18 protein-coding genes are annotated in these 23,033 nt (G+C 69.6%); 9 read left to right on the top strand and 9 right to left on the bottom strand.

From position 1 onward, the window contains the following. Positions 1–203: 203 nt before the first annotated feature. On the bottom strand, positions 204–1,673 hold the full coding sequence (locus CXP56_RS09650) for an NAD-dependent succinate-semialdehyde dehydrogenase (RefSeq protein ID WP_286900827.1): 1,470 nt from the start codon (positions 1,671–1,673) through the stop codon (positions 204–206). A gap of 176 nt (positions 1,674–1,849) precedes the next feature. Here CXP56_RS09650 and CXP56_RS09645 point away from each other — a divergent pair, with 176 nt between their 5' ends. The 4 genes from CXP56_RS09645 (at position 1,850) to CXP56_RS09630 (ending at position 6,742) form a co-directional block, all read left to right on the top strand. After that, positions 1,850–3,103 (top strand): aspartate aminotransferase family protein, encoded by a 1,254-nt coding sequence (locus tag CXP56_RS09645; protein ID WP_286900825.1) that lies wholly within the window; start codon positions 1,850–1,852, stop codon positions 3,101–3,103. Then, positions 3,100–3,600 carry a DUF3830 family protein gene (locus CXP56_RS09640; RefSeq protein WP_028846763.1) on the top strand — a complete coding sequence of 167 codons (501 nt, stop codon included), beginning with the start codon at positions 3,100–3,102 and terminating at the stop codon, positions 3,598–3,600. The genes CXP56_RS09645 and CXP56_RS09640 overlap by 4 nt, the downstream gene beginning before the upstream one ends. A gap of 119 nt (positions 3,601–3,719) precedes the next feature. Then, positions 3,720–5,132 (top strand): FAD-binding oxidoreductase, encoded by a 1,413-nt coding sequence (locus CXP56_RS09635; protein WP_245566562.1) that lies wholly within the window; start codon positions 3,720–3,722, stop codon positions 5,130–5,132. A 47-nt stretch (positions 5,133–5,179) separates the two neighbouring features. Then, complete coding sequence (locus CXP56_RS09630) at positions 5,180–6,742, top strand: acetolactate synthase large subunit (protein WP_286900823.1); 1,563 nt, start codon at positions 5,180–5,182, stop codon at positions 6,740–6,742. A gap of 846 nt (positions 6,743–7,588) precedes the next feature. On the opposite strand, the gene CXP56_RS09625 is transcribed toward CXP56_RS09630, so the two are convergent. Further along, the gene (locus tag CXP56_RS09625; protein ID WP_286900822.1) at positions 7,589–8,803 is read right to left on the bottom strand and encodes a cytochrome P450; all 1,215 of its coding nucleotides are present in this window, start codon (positions 8,801–8,803) and stop codon (positions 7,589–7,591) included. Between the two features lie 11 nt (positions 8,804–8,814). Beyond that, on the bottom strand, positions 8,815–9,126 hold the full coding sequence (locus CXP56_RS09620; RefSeq protein ID WP_028846767.1) for a hypothetical protein: 312 nt from the start codon (positions 9,124–9,126) through the stop codon (positions 8,815–8,817). A gap of 57 nt (positions 9,127–9,183) precedes the next feature. Between CXP56_RS09620 and CXP56_RS09615 the strand changes: the two genes are divergently transcribed. Next, positions 9,184–9,786 carry a TetR/AcrR family transcriptional regulator gene (locus CXP56_RS09615; RefSeq protein WP_028846768.1) on the top strand — a complete coding sequence of 201 codons (603 nt, stop codon included), beginning with the start codon at positions 9,184–9,186 and terminating at the stop codon, positions 9,784–9,786. A 317-nt stretch (positions 9,787–10,103) separates the two neighbouring features. On the opposite strand, the gene CXP56_RS09610 is transcribed toward CXP56_RS09615, so the two are convergent. Both CXP56_RS09610 and CXP56_RS09605 read right to left on the bottom strand, forming a co-directional pair. Next, positions 10,104–12,287, bottom strand: a complete 2,184-nt coding sequence (locus CXP56_RS09610) for a 3-hydroxyacyl-CoA dehydrogenase NAD-binding domain-containing protein (RefSeq protein WP_028846769.1) — start codon at positions 12,285–12,287, stop codon at positions 10,104–10,106. Positions 12,288–12,289: 2 nt separating this feature from the next. Continuing rightward, complete coding sequence (locus CXP56_RS09605; RefSeq protein ID WP_028846770.1) at positions 12,290–13,498, bottom strand: acetyl-CoA C-acetyltransferase; 1,209 nt, start codon at positions 13,496–13,498, stop codon at positions 12,290–12,292. Positions 13,499–13,626: 128 nt separating this feature from the next. Between CXP56_RS09605 and CXP56_RS09600 the strand changes: the two genes are divergently transcribed. From CXP56_RS09600 to CXP56_RS09585, 4 genes are all read left to right on the top strand, one after another. Further along, on the top strand, positions 13,627–14,835 hold the full coding sequence (locus CXP56_RS09600) for a TetR/AcrR family transcriptional regulator (RefSeq protein WP_028846771.1): 1,209 nt from the start codon (positions 13,627–13,629) through the stop codon (positions 14,833–14,835). A 349-nt stretch (positions 14,836–15,184) separates the two neighbouring features. Next, positions 15,185–16,468, top strand: a complete 1,284-nt coding sequence (locus CXP56_RS09595; RefSeq protein WP_502694570.1) for an acyl-CoA dehydrogenase family protein — start codon at positions 15,185–15,187, stop codon at positions 16,466–16,468. Continuing rightward, positions 16,465–17,685, top strand: coding sequence for an acyl-CoA dehydrogenase family protein (locus CXP56_RS09590; protein WP_028846773.1), 1,221 nt, complete (start codon positions 16,465–16,467; stop codon positions 17,683–17,685). The genes CXP56_RS09595 and CXP56_RS09590 overlap by 4 nt, the downstream gene beginning before the upstream one ends. Positions 17,686–18,031: 346 nt before the next feature. Beyond that, entirely contained in the window at positions 18,032–18,604 is a 573-nt protein-coding gene (locus tag CXP56_RS09585; protein WP_028846774.1) for an HD domain-containing protein, read from the top strand. A gap of 298 nt (positions 18,605–18,902) precedes the next feature. On the opposite strand, the gene CXP56_RS09580 is transcribed toward CXP56_RS09585, so the two are convergent. The 4 genes from CXP56_RS09580 to CXP56_RS09565 form a co-directional block, all read right to left on the bottom strand. Continuing rightward, on the bottom strand, positions 18,903–19,052 hold the full coding sequence (locus CXP56_RS09580) for an SRPBCC family protein (RefSeq protein WP_211227479.1): 150 nt from the start codon (positions 19,050–19,052) through the stop codon (positions 18,903–18,905). A gap of 234 nt (positions 19,053–19,286) precedes the next feature. Next, the gene (locus tag CXP56_RS09575) at positions 19,287–19,748 is read right to left on the bottom strand and encodes a VOC family protein (RefSeq protein ID WP_286900816.1); all 462 of its coding nucleotides are present in this window, start codon (positions 19,746–19,748) and stop codon (positions 19,287–19,289) included. 139 nt (positions 19,749–19,887) lie between these two features. Then, the gene (locus tag CXP56_RS09570; RefSeq protein ID WP_038044539.1) at positions 19,888–21,051 is read right to left on the bottom strand and encodes an acyl-CoA dehydrogenase family protein; all 1,164 of its coding nucleotides are present in this window, start codon (positions 21,049–21,051) and stop codon (positions 19,888–19,890) included. Between the two features lies 1 nt (position 21,052). Beyond that, complete coding sequence (locus CXP56_RS09565; RefSeq protein WP_286900812.1) at positions 21,053–23,032, bottom strand: acetyl/propionyl/methylcrotonyl-CoA carboxylase subunit alpha; 1,980 nt, start codon at positions 23,030–23,032, stop codon at positions 21,053–21,055. Position 23,033: the final 1 nt, after the last annotated feature.

Below are 23,033 nucleotides of genomic sequence, written 5' to 3'. Positions count from 1 at the left end.
CGAAGGAGTCGCACCTTCTCATGCGTTCGGTGATCACGCACAAACGCCAAGTACGCGCCGGCGTCGAACGAGGCCGTTTCACGGTCTCGCATGAGATCCCCGACCGAGCGGTTACGACCTCCCCGATCCGGCTACCTCGCGCCGTGACCATGCCAGAGCGCGGCCACGCCACCGTGTCCGATCGTGCGGGCGTCTTGCCGCGGCTACTTCACGGCGATGGCGATGTACTTGGTCTCCAGGAACTCGTCGATACCCACCGTGCCGCCTTCGCGGCCGATGCCCGATTGCTTCACACCGCCGAACGGGGCCGCCGGATTGGACACGATGCCCTGGTTCAGCCCGACCATGCCGGTCTCCAGCGCCTCGCACACCCGCAGCGCGCGGTCGATGTCTTGGGTGAACACGTAGCTGACCAAACCGTACTCGGTGTCGTTGGCCTTGGCGACGACCTCTTCCTCGGTGTCGAAAACGTGGATCGGGGCGACCGGGCCGAAGATCTCCTCGCGCGCCAGCCGCGCCCCCTGCGGCACGTCGGACAGCACCGTCGGCGGGTAGAAGTGCCCGGGCCCGTCCAGCGGCGCCCCGCCGGTCAGCACCTTCGCGCCGCGCTCGACCGCATCAGCCACCAGCATGTCGACCTTCTCCACCGCGGCTTCGTCGACCAGCGGGCCGATCACCACGCCCTCCTCGGTGCCGCGGCCGATCGGCTGCGCCGCCATCCGCTCGGTGAGCCGCCGCGCGAACTCGTCGGCGACCCCGCGCTGCACGTAGAACCGGTTGGCCGCGGTGCAGGCCTCGCCGATGTTGCGCAGCTTCGCCAGCATTGCGCCTTCCACCGCGGTGTCCAGGTCCGCGTCGTCGAAGACGATGAACGGTGCGTTGCCGCCCAGCTCCATCGAGGTGCGCAGCACCTTGTCGGCACACTGCTCGAGCAGCTTCCGCCCGACCTCCGTCGAGCCGGTGAACGACAGCTTGCGCGCCCGGCCGTCCCGGATCAGCGGTTCCATCACACCGCCCGCGTCACTGGTCGTCACCACGTTCACCACGCCGTCCGGCAGCCCGGCCTCGGCGAGGATCTCGGCCAGCGCCAGCATCGACAACGGCGTCTGTTCGGCCGGCTTGATCACCGACGTGCACCCCGCGGCGATGGCCGGGCCCAGCTTGCGGGTGCCCATGGCCATCGGGAAGTTCCACGGCGTGATCAGCAGCGCCGGGCCGACCGGCTGGCGATGGATCAGGAACCGGCCCTTGCCGTTCGGCGCCACCGCATACCCGCCCTCGATCCGCACGGCTTCCTCGGAGAACCACCGGAAGAACTCGGCGGCGTATGCGACCTCGGCGCGCGACTCGGCCAGCGGCTTGCCCATCTCCAGCGTCATCAACAGCGCCAGCTCCTCGGTGCGGTCGATGATCAGCTGGAACGCCCGGCGCAAGATCTCGCCCCGCTCGCGCGGCGGGTACTTGGCCCACGACGGCTGCGCGGCGACCGCGGCATCCAGCGCCGCCATGCCGTCCTCCGGAGCAGCATCCGCGACTTCGCACAAGACCTTGCCGGTGGACGGGTCGTGCACCGGCATCGTCCTGCCACCGGTGGCCTTGCGCCACTGTCCACCGATGAACAGGTCCTTCGCGACGTTGTCGACGACAGCGGACTCGGTGGGTGCTGCGGTCATGACTACTCCTGCCAGGACGGCCGGGTTCACCGGCTGGTGTTCCACTGCCCCGTGCCTCCGATCGGGCCACTTGCTTCCGGGGCGCGCGACAGTCATGCTAGGGACATTGTCGACAATCGACAAGAGCCGGAAGACCTGTCGACGGGCGATCCCCACAACGAACCAGGAGCACCTCCGTGTCCGAGCTTTCACCGCTGCTCAAGCAGGCAACACCGGTCGTCGTGGACCACGGCGAAGGTGTGTACCTGTACGACACCGACGGCACTCGTCATCTGGACTTCACGTCCGGCATCGGCGTCACCAGCACGGGCCACTGCCACCCGAAAGTCGTGGCCGCGGCCCAGGAACAGATCGGCAAGATCATCCACGCGCAGTACACCACCGTGATGCACCGGCCGTTGATGGAACTCGCCGAGCGCCTCGGGGAGGTGCTGCCCAGCGGCCTGGACACGCTGTTCTTCGTCAACTCGGGATCCGAGGCGGTGGAAGCCGCGCTGCGCCTGGCCCGCCAGGCGACCGGCCGGCCGAACGTGATCGCCTTCCACGGCGGCTTCCACGGCCGCACCGTCGCCGCGGCCTCGATGACGACCAGCGGCACGAAGTTCCGCTCCGGCTTCGCCCCGCTGATGGCGGGCGTGCACTTCGCACCGTTCCCCTACGCCTTCCACTACGGCTGGGACGAGGCCACCGCCACCAGGTTCGCCCTGCGCGAGCTGGACTACGTGCTGCAGAGCATGTCCTCCCCCGCCGACACAGCGGCGATGATCGTCGAGCCGGTTCTCGGCGAGGGCGGCTACGTCCCGGCCAACGCCGAGTTCATGGCCGGCCTGCGGCAGCGCTGCGACGACCACGGCATCCTGCTGATCGTCGACGAGGTACAGACCGGCTTCGGCCGGACCGGGAAGTTCTGGGGACACGAGCACTTCGGCGTCCGCCCGGACATCGTCATCACCGCCAAGGGCCTGGCGAGCGGCTTCCCGCTGTCGGCCATCGCCGCGTCCCGCGAGCTGATGAGCAAGGCATGGCCCGGCTCCCAGGGCGGCACTTACGGCGGCAACGCCGTCGCCTGCGCCGCCGCGCTCGCCACGCTGGATGTCATCCACGAGGAAGACCTCGTCGCCAACGCGGCCGAGCAGGGCAGGCGCTTGCTGGACGGCGCCCGCGCCGTTGCCGACAAGACGCCCGCGATCGGCGACGTGCGCGGCCTCGGCCTGATGGTCGGCTCGGAATTCGTCACGCCCGACGGCGAGCCGGACGGCAAGACCCCAGCCGCCGCGCAGCAGCTCGCCGCCAAGAAGGGCCTGCTGCTGCTCACCTGCGGGGCATGGGGCCAGGTGGTCCGGATGATCCCCGCACTGGTGGTGAACGGCGAGCAGATCGACGAGGCGCTGAGCATCTGGCAGGACGTCGTCGCCGAGGTGACGGCGTGACCAGGTACATCACCATCAGCCTGGACAAACGCGGCGTCAACTGCCGCGCGGCGTTGCTGGACCACGAAGCCCCGCGGACTTGCGAGGCGGTGTGGAACGCGCTGCCGCAAAGCGGGCAGGCCTACCACGCCAAGTACGCCCGCAACGAGGTCTACACGCTGGTCAAGCCGTTCGCCGATCCACCGCCCGGCCGGGAGAACCCGACCGTCACCCCCATCCCAGGGGACGTGGTGTATTTCGGGTTCGAGCCGTGGGAGATCGGCAACCCGGCCTACGGCTACGACGCCGGCAGTGCGGCGCACAACGCCGAAGGAGCCACCGACCTGGCGATCTTCTACGGCCGCAACAACCTGCTGCTCAACGGCGACGTCGGCTGGGTTCCCGGCAATGTTTTCGCCACCATCGTCGAAGGACTGGACGAGATGGCCGCGGCCGCCCAGGACCTCTGGCTGCGCGGCGTGGAAGGAGAAACCCTGTCGTTCCGGCGCGCCGAGTGATCACCAGGCGGGCCGTCTTGTACAAGTGAACAAGTTTCATCTTCCGCGGGATGCCCCCGGCCGCTAGGGTCGGGGGCATCCCGCGCTCACAGCCTGCGAGAAGGACGAGGTGGTTCGTGGTGTCCAGCACGATCGAGACCGACGCCAAGGCCCGGCTGGCGGAGGTCGTGGGGGCAGACAACTTGCTGACCGGCGACGACGTCGGCGAGGACTACGGGCACGACGAGACGCTGCAGGTCGAGCCGGCCAAGCCGGCCTACGTGGCCAAGCCCGGCACGGCGGAGGAAGTCGCCAAGCTGCTGGCCACGGCCACGGAACTGCGCATCCCCGTGACCGCACGTGGGTCGGCCACCGGGCTGAGTGCGGCCGCCCGGCCGGTGGACGGCGGTTTGGTGATCTCGTTCGAGCGCATGAACCGGGTGCTGGAGGTGGATCCGGTCAATCACGTGGCCGTGGTGCAGCCCGGGGTCACGCTGGACGAGCTGGACAAGGCCACCGCCGATCACGGCCTGGCCTACATGGTCTACCCCGGCGAGCAGTCCGCATCGGTCGGCGGCAACGTGGGCACCAACGCCGGCGGCATGCGCGCGGTGAAGTACGGCGTGGCCAGGCACAACATCCTCGGCCTGCAGGCGGCGCTGCCGACCGGCGAGCTGATCCGCACCGGCGGCCGGATCGCCAAGGTCTCCACCGGTTACGACCTGACGCAGCTCATCGTCGGCTCGGAAGGCAGCCTGGCGCTGGCCACCGAGGTGATCGTGAAGCTGGTGCCGCGCCTGCCGCACAGCGCGACCGTGCTGGCGCCGTTCACCGAGTTCACCGAGGTGGTCGCTGCCGTGCCGAAGGTGATCGGCAGTGGCTTGGCGCCGTACATCCTGGAGTACATCGACAACCTGACGATGGCGGCGATCACGCACACCTCGCAGCTGGAGCTCGGCATCCCGGACGACGTGCGGGACAAGGCCCAGGCCTATCTGGTGGTGGCGCTGGAGAACCGCGAGCAGGAGCGGCTGGACGGCGACGTGCAGGCGGTCGCCGAACTGCTGACCGGGCTCGGCGCGATGGATTGCTACGTGCTCGACGGATCCTCCGCGCGCAAGCTGATCCAGGCGCGCGAACACGCGTTCTGGACGGCCAAGGCCGCGGGCGCCCACGACGTGATCGATGTCGTGGTGCCGCGCTCGGCGATGCCGGAATTCCTCACCCGCGCCAGGGAGCTGGCCGCGCAGAACCAGTCCGGGGTGGTGGGCTGCGGTCACGCCGGGGACGGCAACGTGCACCTGGCGGTGTTCCAGGCCGACCCGATCAAGCGGGCCGAGCTGCTGTCGGCGATCTTCGCCGAGGGCGTGCGGCTCGGCGGGGCGATCTCCGGCGAGCACGGCATCGGCCGCGCCAAGCGTGGCTACTTCCAAGCGCTGGAGGACCCGGCCAAGATCGAGCTCATGCGGCGGATCAAGCAAGCGTTCGACCCGGCAGGGATCCTCAACCCCGGCGTGCTGTTCGACCCGATCGCACCGTCCGCCGACCAGTGAGCGACACCGACCAGCACCACCAGCACTGAGCACTGAAGGAGCAGCGAGTGAGCGAGCTCAATGGCGCGCAAGCCCTCATCCGCACCCTGGCCGGCGCGGGCGTGGAGGTGTGTTTCGGCAACCCGGGAACGTCGGAGATGCATTTCGTTGCGGCGCTGGACTCGGTGCCGGAGATGCGCGGCGTGCTCGGCCTGTTCGAAGGCGTGGTGACCGGCGCGGCCGACGGTTACGCACGGATCGCGGGCAAGCCGGCAGCGACGTTGCTGCACCTCGGCCCCGGCATGGTCAACGGCCTGGCGAACATGCACAACGCCCGGCGGGCGTTCACCCCGGTGGTCAACGTCATCGGTGATCACGCGACCTACCACAAGCAGTACGACGCACCGCTGGAGTCGGAGATCGAGCCGCTGGCCGAATGGCTGCACGGGTGGACCCGCAGGGTGAAGCACCCGTCGGACATCGGCGCGGACGCCGCCACCGCCGTCGCCGCGGCGCAGGATCCGCCTGGCAGGCACGCGAACCTCATCCTGCCCGCGGACGTCTCGTGGGGTGAGGGCGGCCAGGTCGCGGATCCCGTTCCGCCACGCAGTCGCAAACCGGTCGACGACGACGTCGTCGCGCAGATCGCCGGCGTTCTCGCCTCCGGGGAACCGGCCGCCCTGCTCATCGGTGGCCCGGCCTGCGACCCCGACGGCCTGCGGGCCACGAGCCGGATCGCGGCCGGCACCGGCGCGAAGGCGTTCGTGGAGACCTTCCCCGCGCGCCTGGAGCGCGGCGCGGGCCTGCCGGCCATCGAACGGCTCGGCTACCTGGCCGAACAGGTGCAGTACCAGCTGACCGGGATCAAGCATCTGATCGTCGCGGGAACCCAGGCGCCGGTGTCCTTCTTCGCCTACCCCGGCAAACCGAGCGACCTGGTGCCCGAGGACGCGACGGTGCACGTGCTGGCCACCCGCGAGCAGGACGTGGTCGGCGCGTTGGCGGCGCTGGCCGACCGGGCGGCGCCGGACGCCGAGCCGCAGCCGGCCGAGGCCAGGCGGCCCGAGCTGCCCAGCGGCGAGCTCACCCCGCAGAACTGGGTCGACGTCGTCGGCGCGCTGCTGCCGGAAGGCGCGATCATCTCCGACGAGGCGAACACCTCCGGCGTGCTGTTGCCGATGGCCACGGCAGGTGCACCGCAGCACACCGTGCTGACGCTGACCGGCGGCGCGATCGGCCAGGGCATGCCGGTGGCCACCGGTGCGGCCATCGCGGCGCCCGACCGGCCGGTGCTCAACCTGGAGGCCGACGGCAGCGCCATGTACACGATCTCCGCGCTGTGGACGCAGGCCCGCGAGAGCCTGAACGTCACCACCGTGGTGCTGAACAACGCCGCCTACGCGATCCTGCGCATGGAGATGCAGCGGACCGGGGCGGACTTGTCCGGCCCGGCGGCCAAGGCGCTGCTGGATCTGTCCCGGCCGACGATGGATTTCGCCAAGATCGCCGAAGGCATGGGGGTTCCGGCCACCCGCGCAACCACATGCGAGGAATTGGCCGACGCGCTGCGCCGGGCGTTCGACGAGCCCGGCCCGCACCTCATCGACGCGGTCGTCCCGCCGTTGCTGTGACGCGCCAGCTGCCCCCGATGGTGGCCGGACCGACGGCTCGGTTGGCGCCCGGGCTCCGGCCTGACTGACTTGCGGCTGCATTGCGGCCCGGCTTGAGCTGGAGCTTCACTGCGGCCCGGCTTGAGCCGGAGCTTCACTGCGGCCCGGGACTGCGCCTGACCGGACTGCTGCTGTTCACCACGGCCCGGATCGGCCGCGGTCCTGACCGCGGCTCGGCCGTGCCCCGGGCGCACGGCTCGGCCGACGTCACCGCGGTCAGGAGAAGCGGAAGGGCGGCCGTGCCCGGGCACACGGCTCAGCTGACGCTGTCGCCGGACTCATGGCCCCGGCTACCACGAGAGCGGCCACGAGGGTGTGTCCATCCAAACCGTGCGCGTCCATCCGAAACGTCGCCCGTGTTCCGGCCATTGCCGGACGAGCGCGTTCGCTTGCCGGCGTGCCGCACCTGCGGGCACGCCGGCACCCCATGAGGTGGTTGGCGCGTGAGACGATCTCGTATCCAACCTGACCGACTGATCATTGAAACGCTCATGGTCTTGCCGCAGACGTCGCCCCGGAGGCCAATCGCTGCTCTCTCGGCTGGCCCCGACCATGGTCCGCCGACACCCGGTCTGACGGGCGGGCTGGACAAGCCACGGCACATGCGGGGCCACGGGCCGGCGTGCGGCACCGGGGCATTGGCCGCACGGCTTGACGACACCCAGCACCGCCGGTCAGCCTGACCACACCGGCACCGCCGGTCGACCCGACCACACCGGCACAGTCAGCCGATCAGCCCCGACCACACCGGCAGGTCACCCGGCCCGGCTCCGACCACACCGCCAGGTCACCCGGCCCGGCTCCCGGCTACACCGCCACCGGCAGCTCGGTCAGGCCGCGCAGGTTGATGCGGCCGTTCCACTTCACCTCGCCTGCCAGCTTCAGGCCGGGGAACCGCTGCACCAGCCGGGAGATGGCCACCTGGCCCTCCAGCCTGGCCAGTGCCGCACCGAGACAGTGGTGCGGCCCCGCCCCGAATCCCAGGTGCTGGTGCGCCCCCGGACGATCGAGACGCAGCTCGTTGGCGTCCGGCCCCCACTTCGCCGGATCCCGGTTGGCCGCCATCAGTCCGGCCTGCACGAACGCCCCCGCCGGGATTTCGTGCTCGCCGATGCGATACGTCCGCAGCGTGATCCGCCTGCTCTGCTGCACCGGACCGTCGTAGCGCAGCAGCTCCTCGATCGCATTGGGCGTCAGATCCGGGTTCTCCCGCAGCAGGCGCAGCTGCTCGGGGTGACGCAGCAACGCCAGCGTCCCGTTGCCGATCAGGTTGACCGTGGTCTCGTGGCCGGCGACGTAGAGCAGGCCAACCTGCGCGACGAGCTCTTCGTCGGTCAGCACGTCACCGTCGTCTTCGGCCGCGATCAGCGCCGTCAGCAGGTCGTCGGCCGGGTTCCTGCGCTTCCACTCGACGGCTTCGGCGACCAGCTCGACCAGCTCCTGGCCCGCGGCACTGATCTGCTTCATCAGCTCGACGTCGGCGGGCGGCTCCAGTGACCGCACCACCATGCCGGTGAGCGATCGCAGCCGGCCGACGTCGATCCAGTCCGGCATGCCCATCATCTCGGTGATGACGGCAAAGGGCAGCGGGAAAGCCAACGCCTCGATGAGATTGCCTCCGCCGGCTTTCGCGACGTCGTCCAGCATCCCGTCGACCAGTCGCTCGATGTGCGGACGCCGCTCTTCGACGGCTTTCCGGGTGAACGCCTTCGACACCAGCCTGCGCAGCCTGGTGTGGTCCGGCGGGTCGCGATCCAGCATGGACATCGCATTGAAGACCGGCTTCCCGTCGCCGTAGACGGATTGCTGCAGGTCTCGCATGGGGCTCGGCGCCATGTTGCGCGGCTCCACGGAGTGTCCGCCCCGCAGCAACGCCGCCACGTCGTCGTACCGGGTGAGAATCCAGAAGCCGAGTGGATGCTGGTACACCGGCGCCTGCTCCCGAAGCCTGTCGTAATGCGGGTACGGATTCTCGGTGAATCCCGGGGCGAACGGGTTGAACAGCGGCTCGGTGGCGGTCATCCACTCCTCCTTCAGGCCGGTTGGGCGTATGCGAGCCGATCGTCGGCGAGCACCGGGTGCTCGGCGAAGGCGTCGAGCAGCGCACGCAGCTCCTTGTTCCGCCGGGCCGCCTCCGCCGCAGGTGCCGCGGAGTAGTCGCTGTAGGCCGCAACGGCAGTCAGCCATCGGCGCCGGGCATCCAGCAGGAAATCGCCGACTCCGCCGTACTCCGCATCGATGGCGCGGCGCCACTTCGTGAGCGCCGCGGCGCCGTGTCGCGCGACGTCCGAGGCCACGTCATAGACCAGCTGGTACCTGCGGTGTGTCCGCTGCCAACCCGACATGGCGCTCACCTACTTGCTGAATCTCACATACTCGGTGTATGTGACTATACTCGACGTATGGCACCGGTCAAGTCGCGTCGTGACATGTACGCGGAAGCGACGCGCGCCGCGCTCATCGAGGAGGCCACCAAGCAGTTCGTCGAGCGCGGCTACGCCAACACGTCACTGGATGACGTGGCCAAGGCGGCGAACGTCACGCGCGGCGCGGTGTATCACCACTTCGCGGGCAAGCAGGCTCTGTTCATCGCGGTGTTCAACGAGCAGGAACAGCAGGTCATCAAGCGCGTGGAAGCCGTGATGCAGCGCCACGACGACCTGTGGGAAGCTTCGCTGGCCGGCGTCGAGGAGTTCCTCGACGCGTGCCTGGAACCGGTGTACAGCGCGATCGTCTGGCGCGAAGCCATCGGCGCCATCGGCTATGCCACCTGGATGGCATATGCGGAGAAGTACTCGCTCGGCCTGATCCGGCGCGGTGTCGACGCCCTCGTCGCGGCCGGTTACTTCGATTCGAACAATCCCGAGATCACCGCACGCCTGGTCTTCCACATGCTCGGTGGCGCGGGGATGACCTTGGCCAACGCCGACGACCCTGCCGCGCTGCGCCCCGCGGTCGGCGCGACCGTCCGGCGCATGGTGTTCGGCCTGCGCGTCGGCGAGTGATCGAAGCCACCGGTCGACAGCGGCCGGTGCGGCGGGAAGGTCACCGGCACCGGCTCGCCGTGGACAGTCCGTCGGCCGTCGTCGCCGCATCGAGCGCTCCGGGCGGAATCCGGCTCCCGCCCGGCCACGGCTGATCGCGGCGGCCGGGGCACCGGACGAACTGATCGCCCTGCGCGACCTCAAGGGGATCTGGGTGCCGTTCACCGACCCGAGCTGATGCGCCTCGGCAGATCGGTGGCACGGACGAGGCGGAAGGCGGCCGAACAGGCAAAGGCCCGGGAGCCGTGCGGGCTCCCGGGCCGATGCGCGCAGGGGAACTACTCGAAGATCTCGCCCTTGGCCGCTTTGTCGACCAGCGACTGCGGCGGCTCGAAGTGCGGACCGTACTTGGCGGCCAGCTCACGCGCCCGGTCGACGAAGCCCTGCAGCCCGCCCGGGTACTGGTTCATGAACTGCACGACACCACCGGTCCACGCCGGGAAGCCGATGCCGAAGATCGAGCCGATGTTGGCGTCCGCGACGGTGTTGATCACACCCTCGTCGAAGCACCGCACGGTCTCCACGGCCTGGGAGAACAGGAACCGGTCCTTCAGGTCCTCGAACGGCACCTCGCCGGACCCGGAGTCGAACGCCTCCCGCAGCCCCGGCCACAGGCCGACGCGCTTGCCGTCCCGGTACTCGTAGAAGCCGGCACCACCAGCCCGGCCCGGCCGCTTCAGCTCGTCGACCATCTTGTCCACCACCGCGGCGGAGCCGTGCGGCGGCGGCAGCGTGCCGCCCTCGGCCTTGATGCCCTCCTCGGTCGCCTTGCGGATCTTCTGCATCAGCGTCAGCGACAGCTCGTCGGACAGCTGCAGCGGCGAAGCCGGGAACCCGGCCTGCGCACCGGCCTGCTCGATGGTGGCGGGCTCGACACCCTCGCCGACCGCAGCCAGCGCCTCGTTGATGAACATGCTGATCACCCGGCTGGTGAAGAACCCGCGGCTGTCGTTGACCACGATCGGCGTCTTGCGGATCGCCTGGACGTAGTCGAAGACCTTGGCCAGCACCGCGTCCGACGTCTTCTCGCCGCGGATGATCTCCACCAGCGGCATCTTGTCCACCGGCGAGAAGAAGTGGATGCCGATGAAGTCCTCCTGCCGCTGCACGGCCTTGGCCAGGCCGGTGATCGGCAGCGTCGAGGTGTTGGAACCGAGCACGGCGTCCGGGGTCACGATGTTCTCGATCTCCTGGAACACCTTGTGCTTGAGCGCCTGGTCCTCGAACACCGCCTCGATGACGAAGTCGACGCCCTCGAAGTCCGCCACGTCGGCGGTCGGCTTGATCCTGGCCAGCAGCTCGTCGGCCTTCTCCCGGGTGGTCTTGCCCCGCGAGACGGCCTTCTCCTCGAGCTTGACCGAGTAGCCCTTGCCCTTCTCGGCCGCTTCCAGCGTGACGTCCTTGAGCACCACCTCGAAACCGGCCTTGGCCGACACGTAGGCGATGCCCGCGCCCATCATGCCCGCGCCGAGCACACCGATCTTGCGCGGACGGTGGGTGTCGTAGCCCTCCGGCCGGGAGCCACCGTTCTTGATGGCCTGCAGGTCGAAGAAGAACGCCTTGGTCATGTTCTTCGCGATCTGCCCGGTGGCCAGGCTGACGAAGTAGCGGGTCTCGATGTCCATGGCGGACTCGAAGTCCACCTGGGCGCCCTCGACCGCAGCGGCCATGATCGCCCGCGGCGCCGGCATCGGCGCGCCCTTGAGCTGCTTGCGCAGGTTGGCCGGGAACGCAGGCAGGTTCGCCGCGAACTTCGGGTTCGACGGCGTGCCGCCCGGCATCTTGTAGCCGTCCCGGTCGTAGGGCTGGACGGCCGCCTCCGGGTTGTCCGCGTTGTCCTTGATCCACTTCTTGGCCGCCGGGATCAGCTCGTCGACGCTGTCCACCAGCTCGTGGATCAGGCCCAGCTCCTTGGCCTTCTCCGGCTTGTGCCGCTGGCCCTGCAGCAGCCAGTTGAGCAGTGCGGCCTGGATGCCGAGCAGCCGGGTGGTGCGGACGACACCACCGGCGCCGGGCAGCAGGCCGAGGGTGACCTCGGGGAAGCCGATCTGCACGCCCTTGACGTTGGCGGCGATGCGGCGGTGCGCACACAGCGCGAGCTCGAGCCCACCGCCGAGCGCGGCGCCGTTGATGGCGGCGACCACCGGCTTGCCGAACGTCTCCAGCTTGCGCATCGGCGCCTTGATGATCTCCTTCGACTCACGGGTGAGCCGTTCGGCGTCCTCCGGCTGGATCTTGATCAGGTCGTTCAGGTCGCCACCGGCGAAGAAGGTCTTCTTGGCCGAGGTGATGACCACACCGGTGATCTGGTCCTTCTCCGCCTCGAGGCGCTCGACGGTGGCCTTCAGCGACTGCAGGTAGTCGCTGTTCATGGTGTTCGCCGACTGGTTCGGGTCGTCCAGCGTCAGTACGACGATGCCGTCGGCGTCCGACTCCCAGCGGATCGTGTTGGTGTACGTCATGCTCAGACCCTCTCGATGATGGTGGCTTCACCCATGCCGCCGCCGATGCACAGCGTGATCAGCGCGTAGCGCGCGTTGCGCCGCTCCAGCTCGTCGACCATGGTTCCGGTGATCATCGCGCCGGTGGCGCCGAGCGGGTGCCCCATCGCGATCGCGCCGCCGTTGACGTTGAGCTTCTCGTCCGGGATCTTCAGATCCTTCTGGTACTTCAGCACCACGGACGCGAACGCCTCGTTCAGCTCGAAAAGGTCGATGTCGTCCACCGTCAAGCCGGCCTTGGCCAGCACTTTCTCGGTGGCGGGCGTCGGACCGGTGAGCATGATCGTCGGGTCGGCGCCGGTCACCGCGGTGGCCACCACGCGGGCCCGCGGGGTGAGGCCGAGGTCCTTGCCCACCTGCTCGTTGCCGATCAGCACGATGGCCGCGCCGTCCACGATGCCCGAGCTGTTGCCCGGCGTGTGCACGTGGTCGATCTTCTCCACCCAGTGGTACTTCTGCAGCGCCACCGCGTCGAAACCGCCCATCTCGCCGATACCCGCGAACGACGGCTTGAGCTTGGCCAGCGTCTCCATCGTGGTGTCCGGGCGCCGGTGCTCGTCGTGGTCGAGCACGGTCACACCGTTGATGTCCTTGACCGGGACCACGGACTTGCTGAAGTAGCCGCTCGACCAGGCCTTCTCGGCCAGCTGCTGGGAGCGCAGCGCGTAGGCGTCGACGTCCTCCCGGGAGAAGCCCTCCATGGTGGCGATCAGGTCGGCGCTGATCCCCTGCGGGACGATGAACAGGTCGTAGGACGTTGCCGGGTCCATGAACATCGCGCCACCGTCGGACCCCATCGGCACCCGGGACATCGACTCGACGCCTCCGGCGATGATCAGGTTGTCCCAGCCCGCGCGTACCTTCTGGGCCGCGGTGTTGATCGCCTCCAGGCCGGACGCGCAGAAACGGTTGAGCTGGACACCGGCGACCGTCTCCGGCAGGCCGGCCGCCAGCGCGGCGGTCCGGGAGATCACCGCACCCTGGTCACCGATGGGCGTGACCACGCCGAGCACCACGTCGTCGATCACGGCCGGGTCGAGATTCGGATGCCGTGCCTTCAGCTCGTTGATCAGCCCGACCACCAGGTCGACCGGTTTGATCGAATGCAGCGAGCCGTTTTTCTTCTTGCCGCGAGGCGTGCGGATCGCCTCGTAGATGAACGCCTCAGTCACGCCGACGGTCCTTCCTAGACTGCACTGTCATGCACGGATGGCGCTAATGCTCACTAACATAGTGACGCCGAACTGCCTGTTGTCAACCGGTTGTCACACGCACGACTCCCGCTACAGTGGACTCACCTATGACGACGATCGCCGACCGTGGGGGGCGCCCGAGGCGCCCCAAGGACCGCAAGGAGCAGCTGGCCGCCGTCGCGGCCAAGCTGTTCTGCGAGCGCGGGTTCCACGAAGTGGGCATCACCGACATCGCGGCGGCCGCCGGGATCACCGGCCCGGCGTTGTACCGGCACTTCGCGGACAAGCAGGCGATCCTGGCGCACGTCGTGGCGTTGGCGATCGACCACCTGTCGGCGGCCACCACGGCCTTGCCGGACGACACCGCGGTGCCCGCGGTCGAGCAGGTCGAGGCCATCTTGACCAAGCTCGCGCGGGTGTCCGTGGAGCGGCCGGAGATCTCCGCGCTGTGGCGTCGCGAGCGGCGCAACCTCCGCCCGGAGGACCAGCAATCGCTGCGTCGCCGGTGGAGCGAGCTGATCGCCAGCTGGGCGCGCCCGCTGCGCGCGGCACGGCCCGAGGTGTCGGAAGAAGACGCCACGATGCTCTGCTGGGCGGCGTTGAGCGTGTTCGGCAGCGTGGCGGTGCACTCCACACGGCTGAGCCGTCGCCGGTACGTGGAGCTGCTCGTCGAGGCCGCGCGCGCTGTGTTGCATCACACACCGGCGACGGGTGAGACGGACGGCTTCGCCGGTGAGCCCGCCCCGGTCATGCCGGTGATGCAGCCGAGCAGGCGGGAGAAGCTGCTCATCGAAGCCACCAGGCTGTTCGGGGAACGTGGCTTCCACGAGGTCAGCATGGAGGACATCGGCGCCGCCGCGGGGATCAGCGGCCCCAGCGTGTATCGGCATTTCCCGAGCAAGACGGCGCTGTTCATGGCCGCGTCCGCGCGCATCCACGATCGCCTGGCACGGGGCAGGGACCAGGTCGCGGCGACCGCGAAGACCGAGCGGGAGGCACTGGAAGGCCTGGTCCGGTCGTACGTGCAGGTCATGCGCGACTGCGCGGACCTGCTGATGATCGGCAGGGAGATCGGTGCCCTGACCGCGGCGGAACGCAACGAGCTGCGGCGGGTGCAGCGGGAGTACGTGGCGGAGTGGGTGCGGCTGCTGATGGCCATCCGGCCGGATCTGGTCACCCCCGAGGCTCGGGTGGTCGTGCACATGGCGTTGACCATCGCCAACGACCTGGTTCGCACCGGATCGGTGCGGCGCAGGCCGGATCTGGAGTCCGAGCTGCCCGCGCTCATGCTCGCCGCGCTCGGCATCAGGCGCTGAACCGACTGCCTGGGGGCTCGCGAAGCTGATCGGCCGGCTGCGGGCGCGCGACCGGGCCGACCTGCGCATGCCGATCGCTGGTGCCGAGCCGGCCGCTCGAGAGACGGGCGCCACAGTCGGCACCGCTCCCCGGCCCTGACCTTGGCATCGCCGCGCCGCGGGACGGCCCGCGACCGGCGACTTGCCACCCCATGCTGGCGCGGTTCCACAACAAGCGTTATTTTACGCGTCAGTAGGTAAGCGATCCGCCAGCGAACGGCCGATGGCCGATAGGGAGTGGACTGTGGCGAGCACACGCGGTGGGCCAGCGGGTCCTCAGCCGAAGAAACGCGATGCGATGGGCCGGGCGATGGCCGTCCTGACGAAGGTCTCCAGCTCGCCGGTGATCGACCGGCTCGGGCTGCGCAAGCAGTTCGAGAAGGCGCTCACCAGCAGCGTCAAGAACGGGTTCACAGCGGTCGCCGCCGGTGAGCGGGTGTTCACCGCGACCAGGAAGCTCACCCAGCCGCAGCGGCTGGCCAAGCCGAAGGACCCCGAGCTGTTCGATCTGGAACCGACAGAAGAACAGCAGATGATCGTCGAGACGGTGCGGGAGTTCGCCGCCGAGCAGCTGCGCCCGGCCGCCCACGACGCGGACGCCAAGGCGCAGACCCCGGACGGCCTGCTCTCCCGGGCCGCGGAACTGGGCATCGGGGCGTTCGGCATCCCGGAAGAGCTCGGCGGCTTCGGCACCGAGCGGTCCGTGGTGACCAACGTCCTGGTCGCCGAGGCGCTGGCGCACGGGGACATGGGCCTGGCGGTGTCGGTGCTGGCTCCGTCGGCGGTCAGCACGGTGCTGGTGCAGTGGGGTGACGCCGAGCAGCAGTCCACCTACCTGCCCGCGTTCACCGGCGACCAGCCGCCGGTCGCGGCGCTGGCGTTGCACGAGCGCGGGGCCCTGTTCGACCCCCGCAAGCCGAGGACACGCGCCAAGCGGACCCCGTCGGGCTACCAGCTGGACGGTGTGAAGGCGCTCGTGCCCAGGGCGGCCGACGGCGAGCTGTTCGTGGTCTCGGCCGACTTGGAGGGCCGGGGCGGCGCACTGTTCCTCGTCGAGGCTTCCACCCCCGGGGTGACGGTGACGCCGGATCCGGCGATGGGGCTGCGCAGCGCCGAGACCGGGCTGCTGCAGCTGGACAAGGTGAAGTTGCCGCCGAGCGCGCTGCTGGCCGGGGGCGACCAGAAGGTGCTGCAGGAGGTCGTGCGGCTGTCCCGGCTGGGATGGTGCGCGCTGGCCGCGGGCACCGGACGGGCCGTCCTCGACTACGTCATCCCGTACGTCAACGAGCGGAAGGCGTTCGGCGAACCGATCAGCCACCGCCAGGGCGTTGCGTTCATGGTCTCGGACATCGCCATCGAGCTGGAGGGCCTGCGGCTGGTGACGCTGCGGGCGGCCTCTCGTGCCGAGCGCGGCCTGCCGTATGCCCGTGAAGTGGCGCTGGCCCGCAAGCTGGCCGCGGACAAGGGCATGTGGATCGGCAGCGCCGGGGTGCAGCTGCTCGGCGGTCACGGCTACGTGAAGGAGCATCCGGTCGAGCGGTGGTACCGCGACCTGCGGGCGGCCGGCGTGATGGAAGGGGCGGTGCTGGCATGACGATCAACCTCGAGGTGCCGAAGAAGATCGCGCCGCTGGTCAACCAGGCACACCAGGCCGCGGCCGAGGTCTTCCGGCCGATCTCCCGCAAGTACGACCGCGCCGAGCACTCCTACCCCAAGGAGCTGGACACGTTCGCCGCCGTGCTGGACGGGATGAACCAGTCCGGGTTCAGCGGCGGCGCGGGCGCCGCCGGGGTGCGGCGCAAGGACAAGGACGCCAAGAAGCCGGAAGGCAACGTCAACGGCGCGAACCTGCGCACCGTGCTCGGCACGATCGAGATGTGCTGGGGTGACGTGGCGTTGCTGCTGTCCATGCCGCGCCAGGGGCTGGGCAACGCCGCGATCGCGTCGGTCGCCAACGACGAGCAGCTCGAGCGCTTCGGCAACATGTGGGCGGCGATGGCCATCACCGAGCCGTCGTTCGGGTCGGACTCGGCCGCCGTGTCCACCACCGCCGTGCTGGACGGCGACGAGTACGTGCTCAACGGCGAGAAGATCTTCGTCACCGCGGGCGAACGGGCCGACGCCGTCGTGGTGTGGGCGACGCTGGACAAGTCCAAGGGCCGCGCGGCGATCAAGTCGTTCGTGGTGGAGAAGTTCCGGCCCGGCATCACCGTCGAGCGGCTGGAGCACAAGCTCGGTATCAAGGCGTCGGACACCGCGGTCATCCGGCTGGAGAACTGCCGCGTGCCGAAGGAGAACCTGCTCGGCAGCCCGGAGATCGACACCAAAAAGGGCTTCGCCGGGGTCATGGAGACCTTCGACAACACCCGGCCGCTGGTCGCCGCGATGGCCGTCGGGCTGGCCCGTGCCGCGTTGGAGGAAACCGCGCGGATCCTGCACGAGGCCGGGATCGAGATCGACTACGACGCCCCGCCGCACGCCCAGCACGCCGCGGCCGCCGAGTTCTTGCGGCTGGAGGCCGACTTCGAGGCGTCGTACCTGCTGACGTTGCAGGCGGCCTGGATGGCGGACAACCGCAAGCCGAACTCGGTGCAGGCGTCGATGTCCAAAGCGAAGGCCGGGCGCTCGGTCGTGGACATCACGCTCAAGTGCGTCGAGTTGTGCGGGGCCCTGGGATACAGCGAGGACTCGCTGCTGGAGAAATGGAGCCGCGACGCGAAGATCCTGGACATCTTCGAAGGCACCCAGCAAATCCAGCAATTGATCATCGCCCGGCGGCTGCTCGGCAAGAGTTCCGCCCAGCTGAAGTGACCTGACGACCATAGGACGCCAGGAAGGAGCTGACCACCTTGTGGTGCCCGCGCCTCTGCCGAACGACGCCGGCCAGAGCCCTCGACGGCTCGCCTGACTGAGAGGTCGAAGACCTCGCCTGACCGAAAGTCGAAGACCTCGCCTGACCGAGAAGGTGAAGACGTGGGCCGCCGATCTGGGAGCGCCAGATCCCGTGCGGCATGTCCTGTGACACCGGCAAACCCCCGCTGGCCTCGGCGGTCTTCGCCGCAGATTGCGGCTCCGGTTCCGCACGAACGGGCGCTCGGCGGGTCGCTCGGCCCCGGGCTCGGTAACCTGACCACCCGAGGTCGCGAAACCAGAGGACATGATGTCACGCCACCAGGATCCTTCCGCCGCTGTCGCCGCGTTCGGCTACGAGATGGGCGTCCTGAAGCGGATCCGCCGATCCGGATGGTGGCAAGCCGGGGTCCGCGACCCCGAGTCGGTGGCCGAGCACAGCCTGCGCGTCGCCCAGCTGGCCGCGCTGCTGGCCGCCGAGGAGAACGGCGATCCGGAGCGGGCTGCCTACCTCGCCCTGTGGCACGACAGCCAGGAGACCCGCACCGGCGACCTCCCGCACTCAGCCAGGCCGTACCTGGCGAAGCCCGATCCGCGCGCCATCACCGCCGACCAGACCGCGGAGCTGCCCGAGGCCGCCAAGTCGTCTGTCCGTGCCGCGGTGGAGGAATACGAAGCGCGCGAGACTCTGGAGGCGCGGTGCGCCAAAGACGCCGACAAGCTGGAGATGCTGTTGCAGGCGGTGGAGTACCGCAGTGTCGGCGTACAGCACGTCGACCGGTGGATCGCATCCGCCCGCAAGGATTTGCACACCGCCACGGCCCGGCGGGTCGCCGAAGCCGCCCTGAGGATGTCACCGCTCAGCTGGCACGACCGGTGACCAGCCCCGGTCGGCTCGTGTCCGGCGCGCCCTACCTGGAGAACCCGTCCGGCAGATTGATGCCGTACTCCGGCCAGGCCTTCATAGCCGCGAGCATCCCGTCCAGCCCCGACAATTGCCGAATGCCGCCTCCGCGCCGCCCGGGTGGCCCGCCACGCCCGTTCGGTGATCGCCACCACAGTGCGCGCACCATCGTCGATGGGTTCGAACGTCGTCCTGGTCGTCCCCGACTCCCCCGCCGTGTGCTCACCGTCCCACTCGATCACGAGCTGGCACGGCGGCATGGCCTCCACCACCTTCACCGGGAACGCGCCGGGAAGTCGTGGAAGTCCCACGTGGCCTCCTCGCCCGGGGCCAGCCGCCCGCGAGCTCCGCCCGTGGTGAAGTACCTCGACAGCTGCTCCGGCTCGCCTGCCATCGACATCCGGTGCCGGGCTGGCAGGACCATGTGCCTCGGGTGCCGTTCCACGGCTTCCACGTGCTACCGAGTGCCCGCGTCTGGTTGTCAGGGCCACCGCGGTCTGCGGCGTGTCGGCAGCGACCGTCACCGCAACAACCATGAGACAGCCACTGACCGCCCGTAGTACGACGACTGGGCCCACCTGTATCGGAGACCTGATGCTCGCGATGGCCCGTGACCGGCGCATTGGCCGGCAGGTGCCGCGAAGGCCGCCTCCGCACGTCAGGTGGTGAAGAGCTCGTGAGCGCGCCGATCGATCTCCTCCGGGCTGACGTCTTCCACGTGCGACGCGACGTACCAGGCGTGGCCGAACGGATCCCTGATGGCGGCGCCACGATCGCCGTAGAACTCGGTCCGCAGCTCGGACTCCTGCCGCGCGCCACGCTCCACCGCTCTCCGCACCGTCTCGTCGGCGTCCTCCACGTAGACCATCAGCCGCACCGGCGCGGCGGCGTCCTCTTGGGGAGCATGGCTGTCGAAGACCGGGCTCTCCTCACCGAGCATGATCATCGAGTCGCCGATCCGGATTTCGGCGTGAGCCACCGTGCCGTCCGGCGCCGTCATCGGATCGCTGTGCAGGCGGCCGCCGAAGATCTCGGTGTAGAAGTCGATCGCGTCGGCCGCGCCGCGCACGGTCAGGCTGGCGATGACCCGCGGGTAGTCGTCGGGAATGGGCTTGGGCATGACGCCTCCGATCGGTCGCTGACGACGGTGACCCCTCCCCTGCGGTCACCTGTCTGTCGTCCGCGACGGCGGAACGATTTCAGCCGGTGACCCGACGCAGGAACGGGCCGGCCCCATCGGCAGGCATCCGTGGCGGCCGTCAGCCCTTCAGCCCGAGGCTGCGCGCGATGATCATCTTCTGCACCTCGGACGTGCCCTCGCCGATCTCCAGGATCTTGGCGTCGCGGTAGAACCGGCCCACCGGGTACTCGTTCATGAACCCGTAGCCGCCGAAGATCTGCGTGGCGTCCCGCGCGTTGTCCATCGCCGCGTTCGACGAGACCAGCTTCGCGATCGCCGCCTCGGTCTTGAACGGCTCGCCGCGCAGCATCTTCGCCGCCGCCGCGTAGTAGGCCAGCCGCGCGGTGTGCGCCCGCGCCTGCATCTCGGCGATCTTGAACTGGATCGCCTGGTACGAGCCGATGGTCTTGCCGAACGCCACCCGCTCGCCGGCGTAGCGCACGCACTCGTCCACGCAGCCCTGAGCGAGCCCGGTGCCGATGGCGGCGATGGCCACCCGCCCTTCGTCCAGGATCGACAAGAACTGCGCATACCCTCGGCCGCGCTCGCCGAGCAGGTTCTCCGCGGGCACGCGCACGTCGGTGAACGACAGTCCGTGGGTGTCCGAGCAGGCCCAGCCGACCTTGGAGTACTTCTTCTCCACGGTGAAGCCCGGGGTCCCGGTCGGCACGATGATCGCCGAGATCTCCCGCCGCTTGCTGCCGGGCTCGAAGTCGGTCACCGCCGTCACGGTGACCAGGCGGGTGATGTCGGTGCCCGAGTTGGTGATGAACGCCTTCGAGCCGTTGATCACCCACTCGTCGCCGTCGAGCTTGGCCAGCGTGCGGGTCGCCCCGGCGTCGGACCCGCCGTCCGGTTCGGTGAGCCCGAACGCGCCCAGCGCCTCACCCGCGCACAGCGCGGGCAGCCACTCCTGCTTCTGCTTCTCCGTGCCGAACCGGTAGATCGGCATCGCGCCGAGCGAGACCCCGGCCTCCAGGGTGATCGCCACCGACGAGTCCACCCTGGCCAGCTCCTCCAGTGCCAGGCACAGCGCGAAGTAGTCGCCGCCCATCCCGCCGTACTCCTCCGGGAACGGCAGCCCGAACAAGCCCATCTCGCCCATCTGCGCGACCAGCTTGTACGGGAACTCCTCCCGCTCGTACAGCTCGCCGATCACCGGGGCGACCTCGCGCTGGGCGAAGTCCTCCACGGTCTGCCGCAATGCGGCGTGCTCTTCTTCCAACTGCAGGTCGATGGCCATGTCAGTCCTCCTGCTCGGCATGCGGGGTCACCACGGCAAGGACTTCGTCCAGCGCCACCTTCTGTCCCGGGGTCACCGGCAATTCGGTGACGAAGCCGGCCGTCGGCGCGGTGATCGTGTGCTCCATCTTCATTGCCTCGACGACCAGCAACGGCTGGCCGGCTGCCACCTTCTCGCCCTGCTCGACGCGGACGACCAGCACGGTTCCCGGCATCGGGCTGGTGATCGGCCCGCCGGACGAATCGGTCGTCTCCTCCTGCGCCAGCAGCGAATGCTCACCGACCGCCCACACCCGGCCGTTGGCCGCAAGCCACAGGGTCTCGCCCTGCTGCAGCCGGGCGTAGGTGGTGGCTTCGCCTGCGTAGCGCACGCGCAGGCGGCCGTCGACCCACTCGGCGGATGCGCGCTGCGGCGGCGCGTCGTCGATGCTGACTTCCGCGGCCGCCGGGGTGCCGGTCACGCGCACCGTCGCCGCCCGGTCGCCGCAGGTGAGACGGAAGGCGGTGCCGGTCGCACCGCCCAGCCGCCACCCCGTCGGCATCTCCCACGGGTCGACCACCGGCCCGGTGGGCTGCATGCCCAGCAACTCGTCCATGGCGGCCGCCACCAGGACCGCGTCCGGAACCGGCTCCGCTTCCGTCAGCTGCTCCAACTTGCGGTCGACCAGCGCGGTGTCCATGCGACCGGCGACCACGTCGTCGTCCGTGACCAGCGCGTGCAGGAAGCCCACGTTGGTCGTCAGGCCGAAGATGGCCGTGCCCGCCAGCGCGTCGGACATCCTGCGCAGGGCATGCCCGCGGTCGTCCCCGTGCACGACGATCTTGGCCAGCATCGGGTCGTAGTCGGTTCCGACGACGCTGCCTGCCCGGATGCCGCTGTCCACGCGCAGCCACTCCGCATCGGGGTGGTGCACCGCCAGCACCCGGCCACCGGTCGGCAGGAACCCGTTGGCCGGGTCCTCGGCATACACCCGTGCCTCGACGGCGTGGCCGGTGAAACGGATGTCGGACTGCCGCAGCCCCAGCGGTTCACCGGCGGCGACGCGAACCTGCAAGGCCACCAGGTCCAGCCCGGTCACCAGCTCGGTCACCGGGTGTTCGACCTGCAGCCGGGTGTTCATCTCCATGAAGAAGAACTCACCCGGGTCGTCCGCCGAGACGATGAACTCGACCGTGCCCGCTCCCCGGTACCCCACGGCCCGGGCGGCTTCCACCGCAGCTGCTCCCATCCGCTCCCGGGTTCGCTGGTCCAGCAGCGGCGACGGTGCTTCCTCGACGATCTTCTGGTGCCGTCGCTGCAGGCTGCATTCCCGCTCGCCGAGGTGCACCACGTTGCCGTGCTCGTCGGCCAGCACCTGGATCTCGATGTGGCGGGGCGCGCTGACGAACCGCTCGGCCAGCAGCCGGTCGTCGCCGAAGGCGCTCCTGGCCACACGCTGCGCGGACGCGATCGCCTCCGGCAGCTCGGCAGGCTCGTGCACGACCACCATGCCCTTGCCGCCGCCACCCGCCGAAGGCTTGAGCAGCAGCGGATAGCCGATCCGGCCTGCGGCTTCGCGCAACTCCTCCGGCGACCCGTCGGCACCGGGAACGACCGGGACTCCGGCGGCGGCGACCGTGGCCTTCGCGCGGATCTTGTCGCCCATCGCCTCGATGGCTTCGGCGGGCGGACCGATGAAGACCAGCCCCGCGGCCGCGCAGGCGCGGGCGAACTCGGCGTTCTCCGCCAGGAACCCGTAGCCGGGATGGACCGCCTGCGCACCGGTCTCCTTGGCAGCGGCCAGCACCGCCTCGACGTTGAGATAACTGTCGCGCGCGGCCGCCGGGCCGATGCGGACGGCGACGTCGGCCTCCGCCACGTGCAACGCATCCGCGTCCGCATCCGAGTACACGGCAACGCTGCGGATCCCCATCGCCCGCAGCGTGCGGATGACCCGCACCGCGATTTCCCCGCGGTTGGCAATCAGCACGGTGTCGAACATG

Source organism: Thermocrispum sp. (assembly GCF_002919275.1).
GTDB lineage: Bacteria > Actinomycetota > Actinomycetes > Mycobacteriales > Pseudonocardiaceae > Thermocrispum > Thermocrispum agreste.
This window is presented reverse-complemented; position numbering and strand designations above follow the sequence as displayed.